Source organism: Neisseria sicca 4320 (assembly GCF_000193735.1).
Lineage (GTDB): Bacteria > Pseudomonadota > Gammaproteobacteria > Burkholderiales > Neisseriaceae > Neisseria > Neisseria sicca_E.
This window is the reverse complement of record NZ_AEPF01000049.1, coordinates 14,792-27,384: the sequence shown is the minus strand read 5'-3', so window position 1 is coordinate 27,384 and position 12,593 is coordinate 14,792. Positions and strand designations below refer to the sequence as shown.

The following is a 12,593-nucleotide window of genomic DNA, read 5'->3' as shown; positions in this document are numbered from 1 at the left end:
CAAGCGTTTCAATCGATCAAAAGGTCGTCTGAAAACCCCAAATCAAGGTTTTCAGACGACCTTTTTACCGTAATTTCGGTTAATCAGCCCTCCGTCTTCGGATCGGGCACGTCAAATACCTGGCGAAGGTAGGCGAGGAAGGTTTTGTTGGTGGTCATGGTTTTGCCCGGGGAGTCCGAGAGTTTGGCGACGGATTGACCGTTGCACTCGACGAGCTTCAGGACAATGTTCAGCGGAGTATGTCCCATGTCGTTGGTGAGGTTGGTGCCGATACCGAAGCTGGTTTTGAAACGGTCTTTGAAATATTGGTGCAATGCCCACGAGCGTTCGATGTCCAGACCGTCGGAGAAAGTCAGCATTTTGGTACGGCTGTCGATTTTGAGTTTTTTGTAATGGGCATACGCTTTGTCGCCCCATACATAGGGATCGCCGCTGTCGTGGCGCAGACCGTCGAAGAGTTTGGCGAAATAGAGGTCGAAGTCGCGCAGGAAGGCGTCCATGCCGACCACGTCGGTCAGTGCGATACCTAGGTCGCCGCGGTATTCGTGTACCCAGCTTTCGAGGGCGGCTTTTTGGAAATTGCGCAGGCGCACGTCAAGGGCTTGGAAGGCTTGGAGGAACTCGTGTGCCATCGTGCCGATAGGGGTGATGCCGATTTTTTTGGCGAGGTAAACGTTACTGGTACCGCGCACGATGTCGGGTGCGGCTTCAAGCAGGGTGCGGATGACGTGTTCCTGCCAGTCGAGGGTGTAGCGGCGACGGGTACCGAAGTCGGAGATGAGAAACGGCGGGTCGTTCGGGTTTTGCCCGGCGGAGATTTCTTTGAGACGCTGCGCTTTGGCTTGGAGACGGCGTTCGCCTTCTTCAATGACGGCAGGGCTTTCGAGACGGCGGAAGTAGAGTTCGTTGACGATGGCGAGGATGAAGATTTCAAAGAACATCGCCTGAATCATGGGGCCTTCGATGCGGATGTTCAGACGACCTTCATTGTCGGGGCTGACTTCGACAAAGCGGCGTTGCAGTTGGAAGAGTTCGAGATAGTCGACAAAGTCGCTTTTGATGAAGCGCAGGCTGCGCAGGTAGTCGAGTTCGTCGTGGGTAAAGCGCAGTTGGCAGAGCGCGTCGAGTTCTCTTTCAAAGTCGGCTTGGATGTCGGCAAGCGGGTAAACCATGTCTTTGTTGCGACAGCGGAACTCGTAAAGGCTGTGGGTTTGGGGGAATTGGTGCAGTATCACCTGAAGCATGGTGAACTTGTACAGGTCGGTGTCGAGCAGGGAGCGGATAACGGGCGTTTGAGGTGCGGTCATGGCTTTTCTCTCGTTCGGCGTAAATGTAAAGCATTATTAGAACACGGTTAGACGGGCAGGTGTTACTTTTTTGGCCGGGGGAATGTTGAAAAGGTCGTCTGAAAGCTTTCAGACGACCTGTGTTTTGATTCATAAGCCTTATGCTTTTTTCTTGAGCGCGGCGTTTAGGACGCATCCTAAAACAAAGCCGACGGTTGCGGGCAGCAGCCAGCCCAGTCCGACGTCGTAGAGCGGCAGTGCGCCGTTGATGTCGGCGGCGACTTCTTTGCTGAAACCGAACGCGGCTTTATAGGCATCGAGCAAACCGACTGCCAGCGTTGCCATCATGGTGCAGAAATAGACGATGCGGCTGCCGCCGAACAGTTTGTGCAGGAAGACCAGCAGGATGATGACGATGGTCAGCGGGTACAGCAGCATCAGCATTGGGATGGAGAAGGTCAGGATGGAAGACAGGCCTTTGTTCGCCAACGCCATAGACACGAGGGTATTGATGACGACGAAAATTTTGTAAGAAATGCCGGGACACAGGCGGTTGAAATATTCGGAACATGATGTAATCAGTCCGACGGCGGTACTCAAGCAGGCGAGCAGGACGATGACGCCTAAAAGGATGTTGCCGGATACGCTGAAATAGAAATTCGCGGTTTTCGACAATACTTCCGCGCCGTTTTCCTGAAGCCCCAAGCCTGCCACGCTGGTCGCGCCCATATAGCCGATGAAGAGGTACACCAATGCCAGACAAGATGCGGCGACGATGCCTGAAACGGCGGTTGTCCGCAGCAGCTCGGAGCGGTTGTCCACGCCCATCGCGCGTACGGCGTCAATGACGATAATGGAGAACACCAGCGAAGCGAGTGCGTCCATTGTGCCGTAGCCTTCCAAAATGCCTTTTATGAACGGACGAAGGGCAAAATCGCCTTGTGCCGCTGCGGGAACGCCCATCGGATTCAGCGCGGCGTAGCCGACCAAAACGGCAATCGTCAAAAGCAATACGGGCGTCAGAATTTTACCGATACGGTCAACCAGTTTGCCCGGCGACATCGACAGCCAATACGCTACGCCGAAAAACGCCACGCTGAACGCCGCCAGCCCGACTGTTTTCTGACTTTCATTTAAAAACGGCGCAACGGCAATCTCAAACGACACCGTCGCCGTACGCGGCATGGCAAACAAAGGCCCGATAGACAGATACAGCGCGACGGCAAATGCCACGCCGTACCAAGGCGCAACCCTCGAAGCCAGCGCCTGCAAGTCGCGCGAGCCTGAATAGCCGATGGCAATCACGCCCAAGAGCTGCAAGCCCGCGCCGGTCAACAGGAAGCCCGTCATCGCAGAAAGCCAGCTTTCCCCCGCCTGTTGTCCGAGATAAGCGGGGAAAATCAGATTGCCCGCACCGAAAAACAAAGCGAACAACATCAAACCGACCGCCCACAGCGAGGCTTTGCGGTTGAGCGGGGAAACACTGTTCATAAATTCGTACCTGTTTGTTTATATTGGATTAACTTTAAACCAGTACGGCGTTGCGTTGCCTTGCCATACTATCTGTACTGTCTGCGGCTTCGTCGCCTTGTCCTGATTTAAAGTTAATCCACTATATAAAGGGCAGTTGATGGAAATGGGTATGGTTTTGCCAAGCGTGAAATCATCATGCCGTTTCGCCTTCAACGTCGGCGGCGGGGTCGTCTGAAACGCCCCCTTCCGCTTCCGGGCGTTCTAAATTTTCCTGTTTCAGGCTGATTTCGATTTCGCCGTAGCTGTCCGGTTGGACGATGCGGACCAAACCTTCTTTGGCAAGCTCCAACAGCGCGATGAAATTGACGACCACATACGCCGCACCCTGCTCCGGTTTGAACAAATCGCTGAATTTGCATATCCCGCTCTCGTTCAGACGACGTAAAACCGCCGTCATCTGCGCGCGTACGGAAATGGTTTCCTGAATCACTTCATGGCTGCGCGTATGTTTCGCCCTCGACAAAATGCCCAGCCACGCCTGCGTCAAATCGGCGACATACACCTCCGGCAGCTTCGCCTCGACCGCGATTTCCAGCGGCAGATACGCCCAAGCAAAATCCCGCCCCGCGCGCGGCAACACATCCAACCCCTGCGCCGCCAGCTTCATCTGTTCATAAGCCAAAAGGCGGCGCACCAGCTCGGCACGCGGGTCCGCCTCATCATCCTCAACCTCTTCGGGACGCGGCAGCAGCAGGCGCGATTTGATTTCAATCAGCATCGCAGCCATCAAGAGATATTCCGCCGCCAAATCAAACTGATACGCTTCCATTTGGGCAATATAGTGCAGATATTGCTCGGTAATCTTCACCATCGGAATATCGAGAACGTCGATATTTTGTTTGCGGATCAGGTAAAGCAGCAAATCCAACGGCCCTTGGAAGCTGCTTAAGACAACCTTCAAAGCATCGGGCGGAATAAACAAATCCTGCGGCAAATCGGTTACGGGCTGACCGAATACCCACGCGACCGTGTGTTCAGACGACGTTGCCGCAGCGGGAGAGATAAGGTGTTCTGAAGGCATGATTAGAGGAGCTTTTTCTTATTAGGTTCGATGAGTGGTTAATCAATAACGGGGTCGTCTGAAAACACAGCGGGGTTCACCAAAACGAGTGCGGCAAAACAAAAATCAGCCTTTTTTGCGTTGGCTTTTCAAAGAAGCGATGGCAATGGCAAGCGTTTGCGCCAACGCCATGCCCAGCAGCGGCAAAACGGCGAAAAACGAACCGAGCAGCACCGTAACGGCATCGCGGGAAAACACAAAACCATCGCGCGCCAGCATTGCAATTATCCAAGCCGACAATAGCAGCCATTCGCAGCCGACCAAAAACCAAATCATCCCGACCGAGCAGCGTTTGCGCCACTTCATGATGGCAGCGTGCAAAAAGCTGAATATCGGAACGGACAGGAAAGGATAAAGGAAATTGGTAAACGGCCCCGGATAGCCGTCCTGAAAACACAGATAATCGCCCGACTGCATGTCGCATCCGATTGCGCCAAACATCGGATCGACGGCATACATAAACACGCCGAACCACACCGCATAAATCAGGCTGGCGATAAAGTAGGCTTTAAAAAATCGGGTCATCTCATTTCCGTCCCGCAATATGTTCCACCGCCGCCTGCGCACAGTACAAACCAAACGAAGCCGTTACCAACATACTCGCGCCATAACCCGCGCAGGACAAACCTTGCGGCGCGGTATCGGTTGAACACGCTTCGCCCGATTGCGGCGGCGTAATGTTTTCAGTCGAGAACACACACGGCACGCGCATTTTTTCTTTGGTATCGCGGCTGAAGCCGTAGCGTTTGCGCAAGGTGTAGCGCAGGTTGGCAAGCAGCGGGTCGTGGGTCACGCGGCTCAAATCGGCGGTTTGAATCAACGCCGGATTTTTCTGTCCGCCCGCTCCGCCGCTCAGGATAAACGGCTGTTTGTATTGCACAAAATAAGCCGCCAACGCCGCCTTGACGCGTACTTGGTCTATCGCGTCGATCACAAAGTCGAAAGGTCGTCTGAAAAGCGTTTCCAGATTGTCTTCCGTCACAAAATCTTCGATTTCCTCCACTTCGCATTGCGGATTGATTTGGGCAATGCGTTCGCGCAACGCCGTTACCTTCGCCTTGCCGAAATCGTCGGTCAGCGCATGAAGCTGGCGGTTGACATTGGACTCGGCGACGTTGTCCAAATCAATCAAGGTCAAACGACCGATGCCCGTCCGCGCCAAAGCCTCCACCGCCCAAGAGCCTACCCCGCCCACGCCGACCACGCAGACGTGCGCGCGCGAAAACCGCGCCAGTGCTTCATCTCCGTAGAGTCTGGCAATACCGCCGAAACGGCGCGAAGGAAGAAAAACAGTGTCGTTCATACCCAACCTTGTGATATGTCAATAAATGAATGAAAATCAAAGCAAAACGCTGCGGAAGATTCCGGCGCATATTATACTGGAAAGCAGACGGACTGTTTCAGCAGCCCGAATGAGTCTATAATCTTTTCATGTCGGACCCTTCCCACCCGCATCCAACAAAGTGCCGCTTGCGGCGCAAAAAGGAGATTGAACTATGTACAAACATCTGGTTGTAGCCGTTGACGGCAGCGAAACTTCCCTCAACGCCCTGAAACACGCCGCCGAGTTGGCAAGCGTCAACAACGCCCGCCTGACTTTGGTACACGTCGCCAATCCCGCCGAATACATGGCGCTCGCCCCCGAATTCCTGCAACACGAAAGCTACGAAGCCGCCGCCGTCGCCCAAGGCAACGAAGTTTTGGACTTCGCCGAAAAAAGCGCCCGTGAAAACGGCGTGGAAAACATTGTCAAACACCTTCTGATCGCCAACAAAGGCGCGCGCGAAATGGCGCAGGATTTGGTCGATTACGCCGATGAAAACGGCGCCGACCTGCTGGTACTCGGCACACACGGCCGCACCGGTCTGATGCACCTCTTAATGGGCAGCTTCGCCGAAACCGTGATGCGCCAAAGCCACCTGCCGCTTCTGATTATCCGCAGCAAAGCAGAAGAGGCGTAAGGGTCTGCCCTATTGAAAAGGTCGTCTGAAATCTCAAACTAAGGTTTTCAGACGACCTTTTTTCATCTTATTTCAAATAGGTTTTACGAATTATTGATTATAAATCATGAAATTCTTCGCAATGTCATTCGCCTACACTAACAAATAACTCCCTCCCAAAACCAAACCCATAACAAAAAGGTCGTCTGAAAACTAAAATCCGGTTTCAGACGACCTTTGTTTTGATTCGGCTTACTTAGGTGCAGCCAAGATGCCTGTCAGGTTCAATAGGAACAAAACCGTAAATCCGGTCAGGTAAATCAAGCCGAGGATGGCGAGGAAGTTCATACCTGCCGTCAGCTTGTGGCGTTTGTCGCCTTTGACGAGGCGGTAGTTCAGCCAAGCGAACACGGGAGCGGCAACGAAGGCGGTAATCATGGCGAATTTGAGCAGCTCTGCCATCGCGCTGTTGAACCAGAAAATCACTGCCAAGCCCGTACCTGCGACCCAAACGTTCCAGGCAAAGAGTTCGATGTTGCCCGTTTTGTCTTTGCCGCGCAGCAGGCGCACCGGCTCGGCAATCGCGCGTGCGTAGCCGTCCACTACGGTAATCGTCGTGCCGTACATACAGGCGAAAGCGATGAATGCGACCATCGGACGCGACCAGTCACCGATGGTAACGGCGTACATATTGATCAGTTGACCGACGTATTTGCCGCCCGCCATCTGCACTGCCTCGCCGTTGCCGTACTGCACATACGCGCCCAAGGCGAGGAAGACGACTGCCAACACTGCGCTGGTGATATAGCCGACGTTGAAGTCGAAAATACCGTCGCGGTAGCTGGAAGGATTGATGCGTTGTTTTTCCGTTACCCACAGCGAGTTGATGGCGGAAATTTCAATCGGTGCAGGCATCCAGCCCATCAGCGCGATTAAGAAGCCCAAGCCTGCCAGTGTCCATGGGGTAGGCTCGATAAAGTCGGGCTTCATCTGCATGCCGCGCGACATGGCGATGGCGGCTGCGGCGACCGTGGCAATCGTCAGGCTGACGATGATGATTTTGGAAACATTGTCCAAAGCTTTGTAGCGTCCGCTCGCCAAGATAATCAGGCAGGAAGCCATAATCAGCGCGGAGATTGCGCCGATATTTAATGTCAACGAGGGAATCGCCATTTTGACGATGGCGGCGGTCACGATGGCGACCGCGCCCGCGTTAATCGTTGCCGATACGACGCATAAAATCAGGAATACCCACAAGTAAACGCGGCTTTTTTCCGCATAACCTTCAATCAGGCTTTTGCCCATATCCAGCGTGTAATGCGCGCTGAAGCGGAAAAACGGGTATTTGAAGAGGTTTGTCAAAATAATAATCAACGCAAGCTGCCAGCCGTAAAGCGCGCCCGCCTGCGTGGAAGCAATCAGGTGCGAACCGCCGACCGCTGCCGAAGCCATCATGATTCCGGGTCCCAGCGCGTTGATTTTGCTTTTCCAAGTCGAAGCGTGTGTGTGTTGTTCAGACATCATTCTCTCCGTCTTTTTTCAGACGACCTTCACAAAAAAAAGGCGTATTTTAACGTAAATCAAGAGATTATCTAACAGACATTTCGGATATTTCATGCCGGAACATGTTAAAAATAAGCTGTACAGAATCGAAAATCCCCAATCATCAGCATTTTGTGGCTGGAAACCCTTTTCGGGCGAGCTTGTATCGCTTTTGATATTAAATCCGGACTGAGACCGAAAAACAACACTATGATCTTTATATGATTCAAAGCTGCGTATTGGGAAAAAGCTTTCCAGTTTGTTCAACAGCTTTTTTCAATAAGCTAAATATCTGAATATTATAGATAAAAAATAAATTTAATAATTTCATTAAGATAAATTTTCAACTTATTGGATTTTTTTCAACCAGAATAACCCTTCCCGAAAATTTCTTAGTACAGCTTTGCATATCGGCATATTGTATATTTTTTGCGAACAGATAAAATATCCCCTGCTTTCAAAGCAAAGATGGCGCCGGGTAGTCCACGCCACACATCAATCTTTTTTATGGAGTAATACCAGATGAAATTCTTATCTGCCGCTATTGTAGCCGTACTGACCGCCGGTGTTTCCATGACTGCCGCTGCCGCTCCTGCAGGCTACGTTCCTTACAAATGCGACAACGGTAAAAAACTGAATGTCGTTTACGAATTTGACCGCAGTGGCAAAGCAGTAGGCGCATCCGCAAATGCAGCCGGCAAACAAATCAGCCTGCGCACCGACAAACGCCGTTCTGACAGCACCGGTACAACCTTCACCAACAAACGCGGTTTTTCTATGTCTGCCGGTTACATCGACCGCAACACCCACACCACTTCTGAAGTTGTGGGCGTAACCGACTCACGCAACCGCTTCATCGTGAAAAACTGCGAACCTGTTAACATCGACCGTTAATAACGGAACGATTTAAAACTTAAAACAGGTCGTCTGAAATCTAAAAAAGGTTTCAGACGACCTTTATTTTTATCTATCCTTTTAAAATCTCTCAATCCGATTTCAGCCACTTATCCGGTCGTGTAAAATAAACAAATCTCGGATGGATTCAGCACAGTCAGCATATCGTCGAGCTAAACCTTTTTGAGTTTTAAATTTTAATGAGGAAGCGCATTATTATCCTGCGACGGTAAAACTAAGATCAGCATGGCGCTCTTCATCGCTCAGCAGAGTATCAAAATAAAAAATTTCCTGAACGACAACCATACATAGCCGAAACCATACACCTTGGCTATACTCCTTCAGACGACCTTTCAATACCCGCATCATGGAACAACCTGATTTCTTTCCCATCCCCAGCCCCTGCATCGGCGTATGCAAAGCCAACGAAAAAGGCTATTGCAAAGGCTGCCTGCGTAGCCGCGAAGAAAGGCATTTTTGGCAGCAAATGACGGACGACCAAAAGCACCAAGTCATGCGCCTGCTGCATATGCGCAAAACCAAAATCCGCAACAAAAAACTTGATTTGCTGAGACAACAGGACGAATGGGAAGAAATACAGCAGGACAATTTGTTTGACGACAACTTTGTTCCGGAAACTTAAGACGACAACTTTGTTCCGGAAACTTAAAACGATAAAGAGGTTCTCCCTGTCCTTCACAATAAAAGGTCGTCTGAAAACAGGCAGCAGATTTTGGTTTGCTTTTAGGTTTTCAGACGACCTTTCCCGCTTTAAAATACACGGCTCGAACATACCCATTACATTTCCCAATATCCACACACCATGCCCGTCAAAATCCAAACCCGCCGCGTCAACCAAAACGTCCTCGATGACTTGCTCACCGCCGGCGCCGACCCTTTAATCGCCCGCCTGTGCGCCTCGCGCGACGTGCAGAGTCCCGCCGAATTGGACGACAAACTCGCCGGCCTTCTGCCTTATCAATCGTTGACGAATTGCGAAGCCGCCGCCCGCCGTTTGGCGGATGCCATCGAGCACAAGGAAAAAATCCTGATTGTCGCCGACTACGATGCCGACGGCGCGACCGCGTGTTCCGTCGGCATGAGCGGCTTGGCGGCGATGGGCGCGGCGGTGGATTTCCTCGTACCCAACCGTTTCGAACACGGCTACGGCCTGACGCCCGAACTCGCCGAAATCGCCGCCGCGCAAGGCGTGGATTTGCTGATTACGGTCGATAACGGCATCGCCAGCATCGCAGGCGTGGCGCGGGCGCAGGAATTGGGTTTGGACGTGATCGTAACCGACCACCACCTGCCCGCCGAAACCATACCCGACTGCATCATCGTCAATCCGAACCAAAAAGGCTGCGGCTTTCCAAGTAAAAGTCTGGCGGGCGTGGGCGTGATTTTTTATGTGTTGATGGCGTTGCGTGCCGAATTGCGCCGCCGCGGTTATTTTTCAGACGAGCTGAAGGAACCGAATCTAGGCGAACTTTTGGATTTGGTCGCACTCGGCACCGTTGCCGATGTCGTCCCCCTCGACCACAACAACCGTATCCTCGTGTCGCAAGGTTTGAAACGGATGCGTTCCGGCAAAATGCGCCCCGGCATCCGCGCCTTATTTGAAGTGGCGCGGCGCGACTGGCGCAAAGCACAGCCATTCGACATGGGATTCGCACTGGGTCCGCGCATCAACGCCGCCGGACGGCTGGACGATATGTCGGTCGGCATCGCCTGCCTGTTGGCGCGCGACGACGCGGAAGCACAGGCATTGGCGGCGCAGTTGAACGACCTCAATATCGAACGCCGCGAAATCGAGCAATCTATGCTGCAAGACGCGCTGAACGCCTTTCCCGAAACCCTGCCTTCAGGTCAGACGACCCTGGTCGCCTACCGCGACGACTTTCATCAAGGCGTGGTCGGCATCGTCGCCAGCCGCCTCAAAGACCGCTTTTACCGCCCGACCATCGTATTCGCTCCGGCGGACAACGGCGAAGTGCGCGGCTCGGGGCGCTCCATCCCCAACCTGCACCTGCGCGACGCTTTGGACTTGGTGTCCAAACGCCACCCCGATTTGATTTTGAAATTCGGCGGACACGCAATGGCGGCGGGCTTGAGCATACTCGAACACAACATTCCCGCGTTTCAGACCGCCTTTGAAGAAGCCGTGCGAGAAATGGTGTGCGAAGACGATTTGTCGCAAACCTTCATCACCGACGGCAGCCTGAAAGCCTGCGACATCACGTTGGAACAGGCGCAAAACCTCGCCCGCCATGTTTGGGGGCAAGGCTTCGCGCCGCCGAGCTTTACCGACGAGTTTCACGTCATCCGCCAGCAGTCTTTGGGCGCGGAGGGCAAACACAAAAAAGTCTGGCTGCAAAAAGACGGCTACGAATTTGAAGCCATGTTTTGGCGTTGTACCGTTGATATTCCCGAATACATCCGCACGGTTTACCGCCCTGTGGCAAACGAGTGGCGCAATCAGATGGAATTGCAGCTTTACATCGATTACTGGGAAGCGGCTTAAGGCTTGCGAAAGATAAAAGGTCGTCTGAAACCGAAGATCAGGTTTCAGACGACCTTTATGCTTCTGAGGCTTAATTCAACCTATTTTTTCAAAATATATTTGCGTACAGCAGCATTATGTTCTTCTAAATTATGGCTGAACTGGCTCAAGCCGGTGCCGTCCATTTTGGAAACGAAATAGAGGTATTTTTCATTCGACGGATGGGCGGCGGCCTCAAGGGCGGCTTTGCTCGGCAGGGCGATGGGCGTCGGGGTTAAGCCGCTGCGGGTGTAGGTGTTATACGGCGTATCGCGCTGGAGGTCGGCTTTGCGGATTTTGCCTTTATACGCGCTGCCCATACCGTAAATCACGGTCGGGTCGGTTTGCAGGCGCATGCCGATGTTGAGGCGGTTGACGAATACGGAAGCAACATGGGCGCGGTCGTCTTCGTGGGCGGTTTCTTTTTCAATCAGGCTCGCCATAATCAGCATTTCATACGGATTTTTGTAAGGCAATCCGCTTTCTCGGTCTTCCCAAGCACCGTTCAGACGACGTTGCATGGTTTGATAAGCGGTTTGGTAGATTTGCAAATCGCTGCTGCCTGCGTCGATTTCGTAGCTATCGGGAAAGAACTGGCCTTCAGGATTGCTGCTGAGCGCGTCGGGGGCAATTGCCTGCATGAGTTCGGCATCGCTCCAGCCGCGTGTTTTGTGTTCGATGTCGGGCGTGTTGTCGATGATTTTACGCATCGTGGCAAAACGCGAACCTTCGACGATTTGAACCGTAACGGCATCGGGTCTGCCGCTGCGGATTTTCTGCAAAACGCCCCATGCGGAAATATTGGAAGGGAGACGGTACGAGCCTGCTTTGAGTTTATTGTGTGCGCCTGTTATATAAGCGGCTGCGACCAAGACGTGGCGGTTGTATACGATACCATCCTGGGCAAGGTTGCGGCTGACGGAAGAGATGCCTTGGTTTTTGGCGATTTTGATGCGATATGCTTTGCCGTTGTCTTTGGGAACGAATAGCAAGGCGGCGAACACGGCGGCAACGGCAACAAAAAATACCGCAAACCATTTCAACATTTTTTTCAGCATGGTAGGATTTTTGATTTGTGAACGTCGGGCGACAGTATAACTGAAATGCGCGCCCTCTTCCTCGCACACCCGCCCGACGTATGCTTTTTCCGCCTCAGTGGTCGTCTGAAATAAAGGGTCGTCTGAATATGAATCTTCCATCCGAATGCAAAGACATGGACTGGCAGCAAGGCTGGTTTCAGCCTGCGCGCCGCGCGTTTTCGCCGAACTTCGAGCCGCGTGTAGAATCAGAAGCCGTATCGCTGGTGGTTTTACACAATATTTCGCTGCCGCCTTTCGAATATGGAACGGGCGCGGTTGAGAAGCTGTTTACCAACCGCATCGACCCCGACGAACACCCGTTTTTCAGCGTCATCCACACCTTGCGCGTTTCCAGCCATTTTCTGATTACCCGCGAGGGCGAGGCGGTGCAGTTTGTTTCTTGCGACGATATGGCGTACCACGCAGGCGTATCGTCGTTTCGCGGACGCGAAAAGTGCAATGCGTTTTCGGTCGGTATCGAATTGGAAGGCTGCGATTTCGAGCCGTTTACTGAAGCACAATATCAAACGCTGGAAACTCTGTTGAAAGCGTTGGTTGGGCATTATTCCATCACCGCCGTTACCGGCCATCAAAACATCGCGCCCGACCGCAAAACCGACCCCGGCCACTTTTTCGACTGGCAAAGATTGCAGGTGGCAGGTTTTCCGGTTGTCCGTTAATCGCTCAAAAATGCCATATAGCATTTTTCAGACGGCC

Annotated in this window: 13 protein-coding genes; 5 read left to right on the top strand and 8 right to left on the bottom strand. The window is 52.6% G+C overall.

From position 1 onward, the window contains the following. Nucleotides 1-83 precede the first annotated feature (83 nt). From pncB to NSCA4_RS0104365, 5 genes are all read right to left on the bottom strand, one after another. Nucleotides 84-1,307: a nicotinate phosphoribosyltransferase gene (gene pncB, locus NSCA4_RS0104385; protein WP_016687005.1), complete on the bottom strand. Its 1,224-nt coding sequence runs from the start codon at nucleotides 1,305-1,307 to the stop codon at nucleotides 84-86. A 138-nt stretch (nucleotides 1,308-1,445) separates the two neighbouring features. After that, a complete protein-coding gene (brnQ, locus tag NSCA4_RS0104380; protein WP_016687004.1) occupies nucleotides 1,446-2,777 on the bottom strand; it encodes a branched-chain amino acid transport system II carrier protein in 1,332 nt (443 codons plus the stop codon). Between the two features lie 175 nt (nucleotides 2,778-2,952). After that, entirely contained in the window at nucleotides 2,953-3,840 is an 888-nt protein-coding gene (locus tag NSCA4_RS0104375) for a segregation and condensation protein A (RefSeq protein WP_016687003.1), read from the bottom strand. A 105-nt stretch (nucleotides 3,841-3,945) separates the two neighbouring features. Then, nucleotides 3,946-4,404 (bottom strand): hypothetical protein, encoded by a 459-nt coding sequence (locus tag NSCA4_RS0104370; protein WP_016687002.1) that lies wholly within the window; start codon nucleotides 4,402-4,404, stop codon nucleotides 3,946-3,948. 1 nt (nucleotide 4,405) lies between these two features. After that, nucleotides 4,406-5,182 carry a tRNA threonylcarbamoyladenosine dehydratase gene (locus tag NSCA4_RS0104365; RefSeq protein ID WP_016687001.1) on the bottom strand — a complete coding sequence of 259 codons (777 nt, stop codon included), beginning with the start codon at nucleotides 5,180-5,182 and terminating at the stop codon, nucleotides 4,406-4,408. A gap of 193 nt (nucleotides 5,183-5,375) precedes the next feature. Between NSCA4_RS0104365 and NSCA4_RS0104360 the strand changes: the two genes are divergently transcribed. Next, a complete protein-coding gene (locus tag NSCA4_RS0104360; RefSeq protein WP_016687000.1) occupies nucleotides 5,376-5,840 on the top strand; it encodes a universal stress protein in 465 nt (154 codons plus the stop codon). A gap of 231 nt (nucleotides 5,841-6,071) precedes the next feature. Here NSCA4_RS0104360 and NSCA4_RS0104355 read toward each other — a convergent pair whose 3' ends face one another. After that, complete coding sequence (locus NSCA4_RS0104355) at nucleotides 6,072-7,340, bottom strand: NRAMP family divalent metal transporter (RefSeq protein ID WP_029609507.1); 1,269 nt, start codon at nucleotides 7,338-7,340, stop codon at nucleotides 6,072-6,074. Between the two features lie 543 nt (nucleotides 7,341-7,883). Here NSCA4_RS0104355 and NSCA4_RS0104350 point away from each other — a divergent pair. Beyond that, nucleotides 7,884-8,255, top strand: coding sequence for an ACP-like domain-containing protein (locus NSCA4_RS0104350; protein WP_016686998.1), 372 nt, complete (start codon nucleotides 7,884-7,886; stop codon nucleotides 8,253-8,255). Between the two features lie 216 nt (nucleotides 8,256-8,471). Here the strand turns inward: NSCA4_RS0104350 and NSCA4_RS15465 are convergent, their stop codons facing one another. Then, nucleotides 8,472-8,624, bottom strand: coding sequence for a hypothetical protein (locus NSCA4_RS15465; protein ID WP_016686997.1), 153 nt, complete (start codon nucleotides 8,622-8,624; stop codon nucleotides 8,472-8,474). Here NSCA4_RS15465 and NSCA4_RS0104340 point away from each other — a divergent pair. Then, nucleotides 8,623-8,898, top strand: coding sequence for a DUF1289 domain-containing protein (locus tag NSCA4_RS0104340; RefSeq protein WP_016686996.1), 276 nt, complete (start codon nucleotides 8,623-8,625; stop codon nucleotides 8,896-8,898). The genes NSCA4_RS15465 and NSCA4_RS0104340 overlap by 2 nt on opposite strands. A 180-nt stretch (nucleotides 8,899-9,078) precedes the next feature. After that, nucleotides 9,079-10,779 carry a single-stranded-DNA-specific exonuclease RecJ gene (gene recJ, locus NSCA4_RS0104335; protein ID WP_016686995.1) on the top strand — a complete coding sequence of 567 codons (1,701 nt, stop codon included), beginning with the start codon at nucleotides 9,079-9,081 and terminating at the stop codon, nucleotides 10,777-10,779. Between the two features lie 80 nt (nucleotides 10,780-10,859). Here recJ and mltG read toward each other — a convergent pair whose 3' ends face one another. Then, entirely contained in the window at nucleotides 10,860-11,855 is a 996-nt protein-coding gene (mltG, locus tag NSCA4_RS0104330) for an endolytic transglycosylase MltG (protein ID WP_029609506.1), read from the bottom strand. Nucleotides 11,856-11,983: 128 nt separating this feature from the next. On the opposite strand from mltG, the gene ampD reads away from it, so the two are divergent. After that, on the top strand, nucleotides 11,984-12,556 hold the full coding sequence (gene ampD, locus NSCA4_RS0104325; protein ID WP_036538073.1) for a 1,6-anhydro-N-acetylmuramyl-L-alanine amidase AmpD: 573 nt from the start codon (nucleotides 11,984-11,986) through the stop codon (nucleotides 12,554-12,556). The last annotated feature ends 37 nt before the right edge of the window (nucleotides 12,557-12,593 follow it).

What these genes read in the sequence shown, in the direction of transcription:
- NSCA4_RS0104375 (WP_016687003.1), bottom strand. Translation starts at nt 3,840, where the DNA reads ATGCCTTCAGAACACCTTATCTCTCCCGCTGCGGCAACGTCGTCTGAA.
- NSCA4_RS15465 (WP_016686997.1), bottom strand. Translation starts at nt 8,624, where the DNA reads ATGATGCGGGTATTGAAAGGTCGTCTGAAGGAGTATAGCCAAGGTGTA.
- NSCA4_RS0104360 (WP_016687000.1), top strand. Translation starts at nt 5,376, where the DNA reads ATGTACAAACATCTGGTTGTAGCCGTTGACGGCAGCGAAACTTCCCTC.
- NSCA4_RS0104350 (WP_016686998.1), top strand. Translation starts at nt 7,884, where the DNA reads ATGAAATTCTTATCTGCCGCTATTGTAGCCGTACTGACCGCCGGTGTT.
- NSCA4_RS0104340 (WP_016686996.1), top strand. Translation starts at nt 8,623, where the DNA reads ATGGAACAACCTGATTTCTTTCCCATCCCCAGCCCCTGCATCGGCGTA.
- NSCA4_RS0104365 (WP_016687001.1), bottom strand. Translation starts at nt 5,182, where the DNA reads ATGAACGACACTGTTTTTCTTCCTTCGCGCCGTTTCGGCGGTATTGCC.
- recJ (WP_016686995.1), top strand. Translation starts at nt 9,079, where the DNA reads ATGCCCGTCAAAATCCAAACCCGCCGCGTCAACCAAAACGTCCTCGAT.
- pncB (WP_016687005.1), bottom strand. Translation starts at nt 1,307, where the DNA reads ATGACCGCACCTCAAACGCCCGTTATCCGCTCCCTGCTCGACACCGAC.
- brnQ (WP_016687004.1), bottom strand. Translation starts at nt 2,777, where the DNA reads ATGAACAGTGTTTCCCCGCTCAACCGCAAAGCCTCGCTGTGGGCGGTC.
- NSCA4_RS0104355 (WP_029609507.1), bottom strand. Translation starts at nt 7,340, where the DNA reads ATGTCTGAACAACACACACACGCTTCGACTTGGAAAAGCAAAATCAAC.
- ampD (WP_036538073.1), top strand. Translation starts at nt 11,984, where the DNA reads ATGAATCTTCCATCCGAATGCAAAGACATGGACTGGCAGCAAGGCTGG.
- NSCA4_RS0104370 (WP_016687002.1), bottom strand. Translation starts at nt 4,404, where the DNA reads ATGACCCGATTTTTTAAAGCCTACTTTATCGCCAGCCTGATTTATGCG.
- mltG (WP_029609506.1), bottom strand. Translation starts at nt 11,855, where the DNA reads ATGCTGAAAAAAATGTTGAAATGGTTTGCGGTATTTTTTGTTGCCGTT.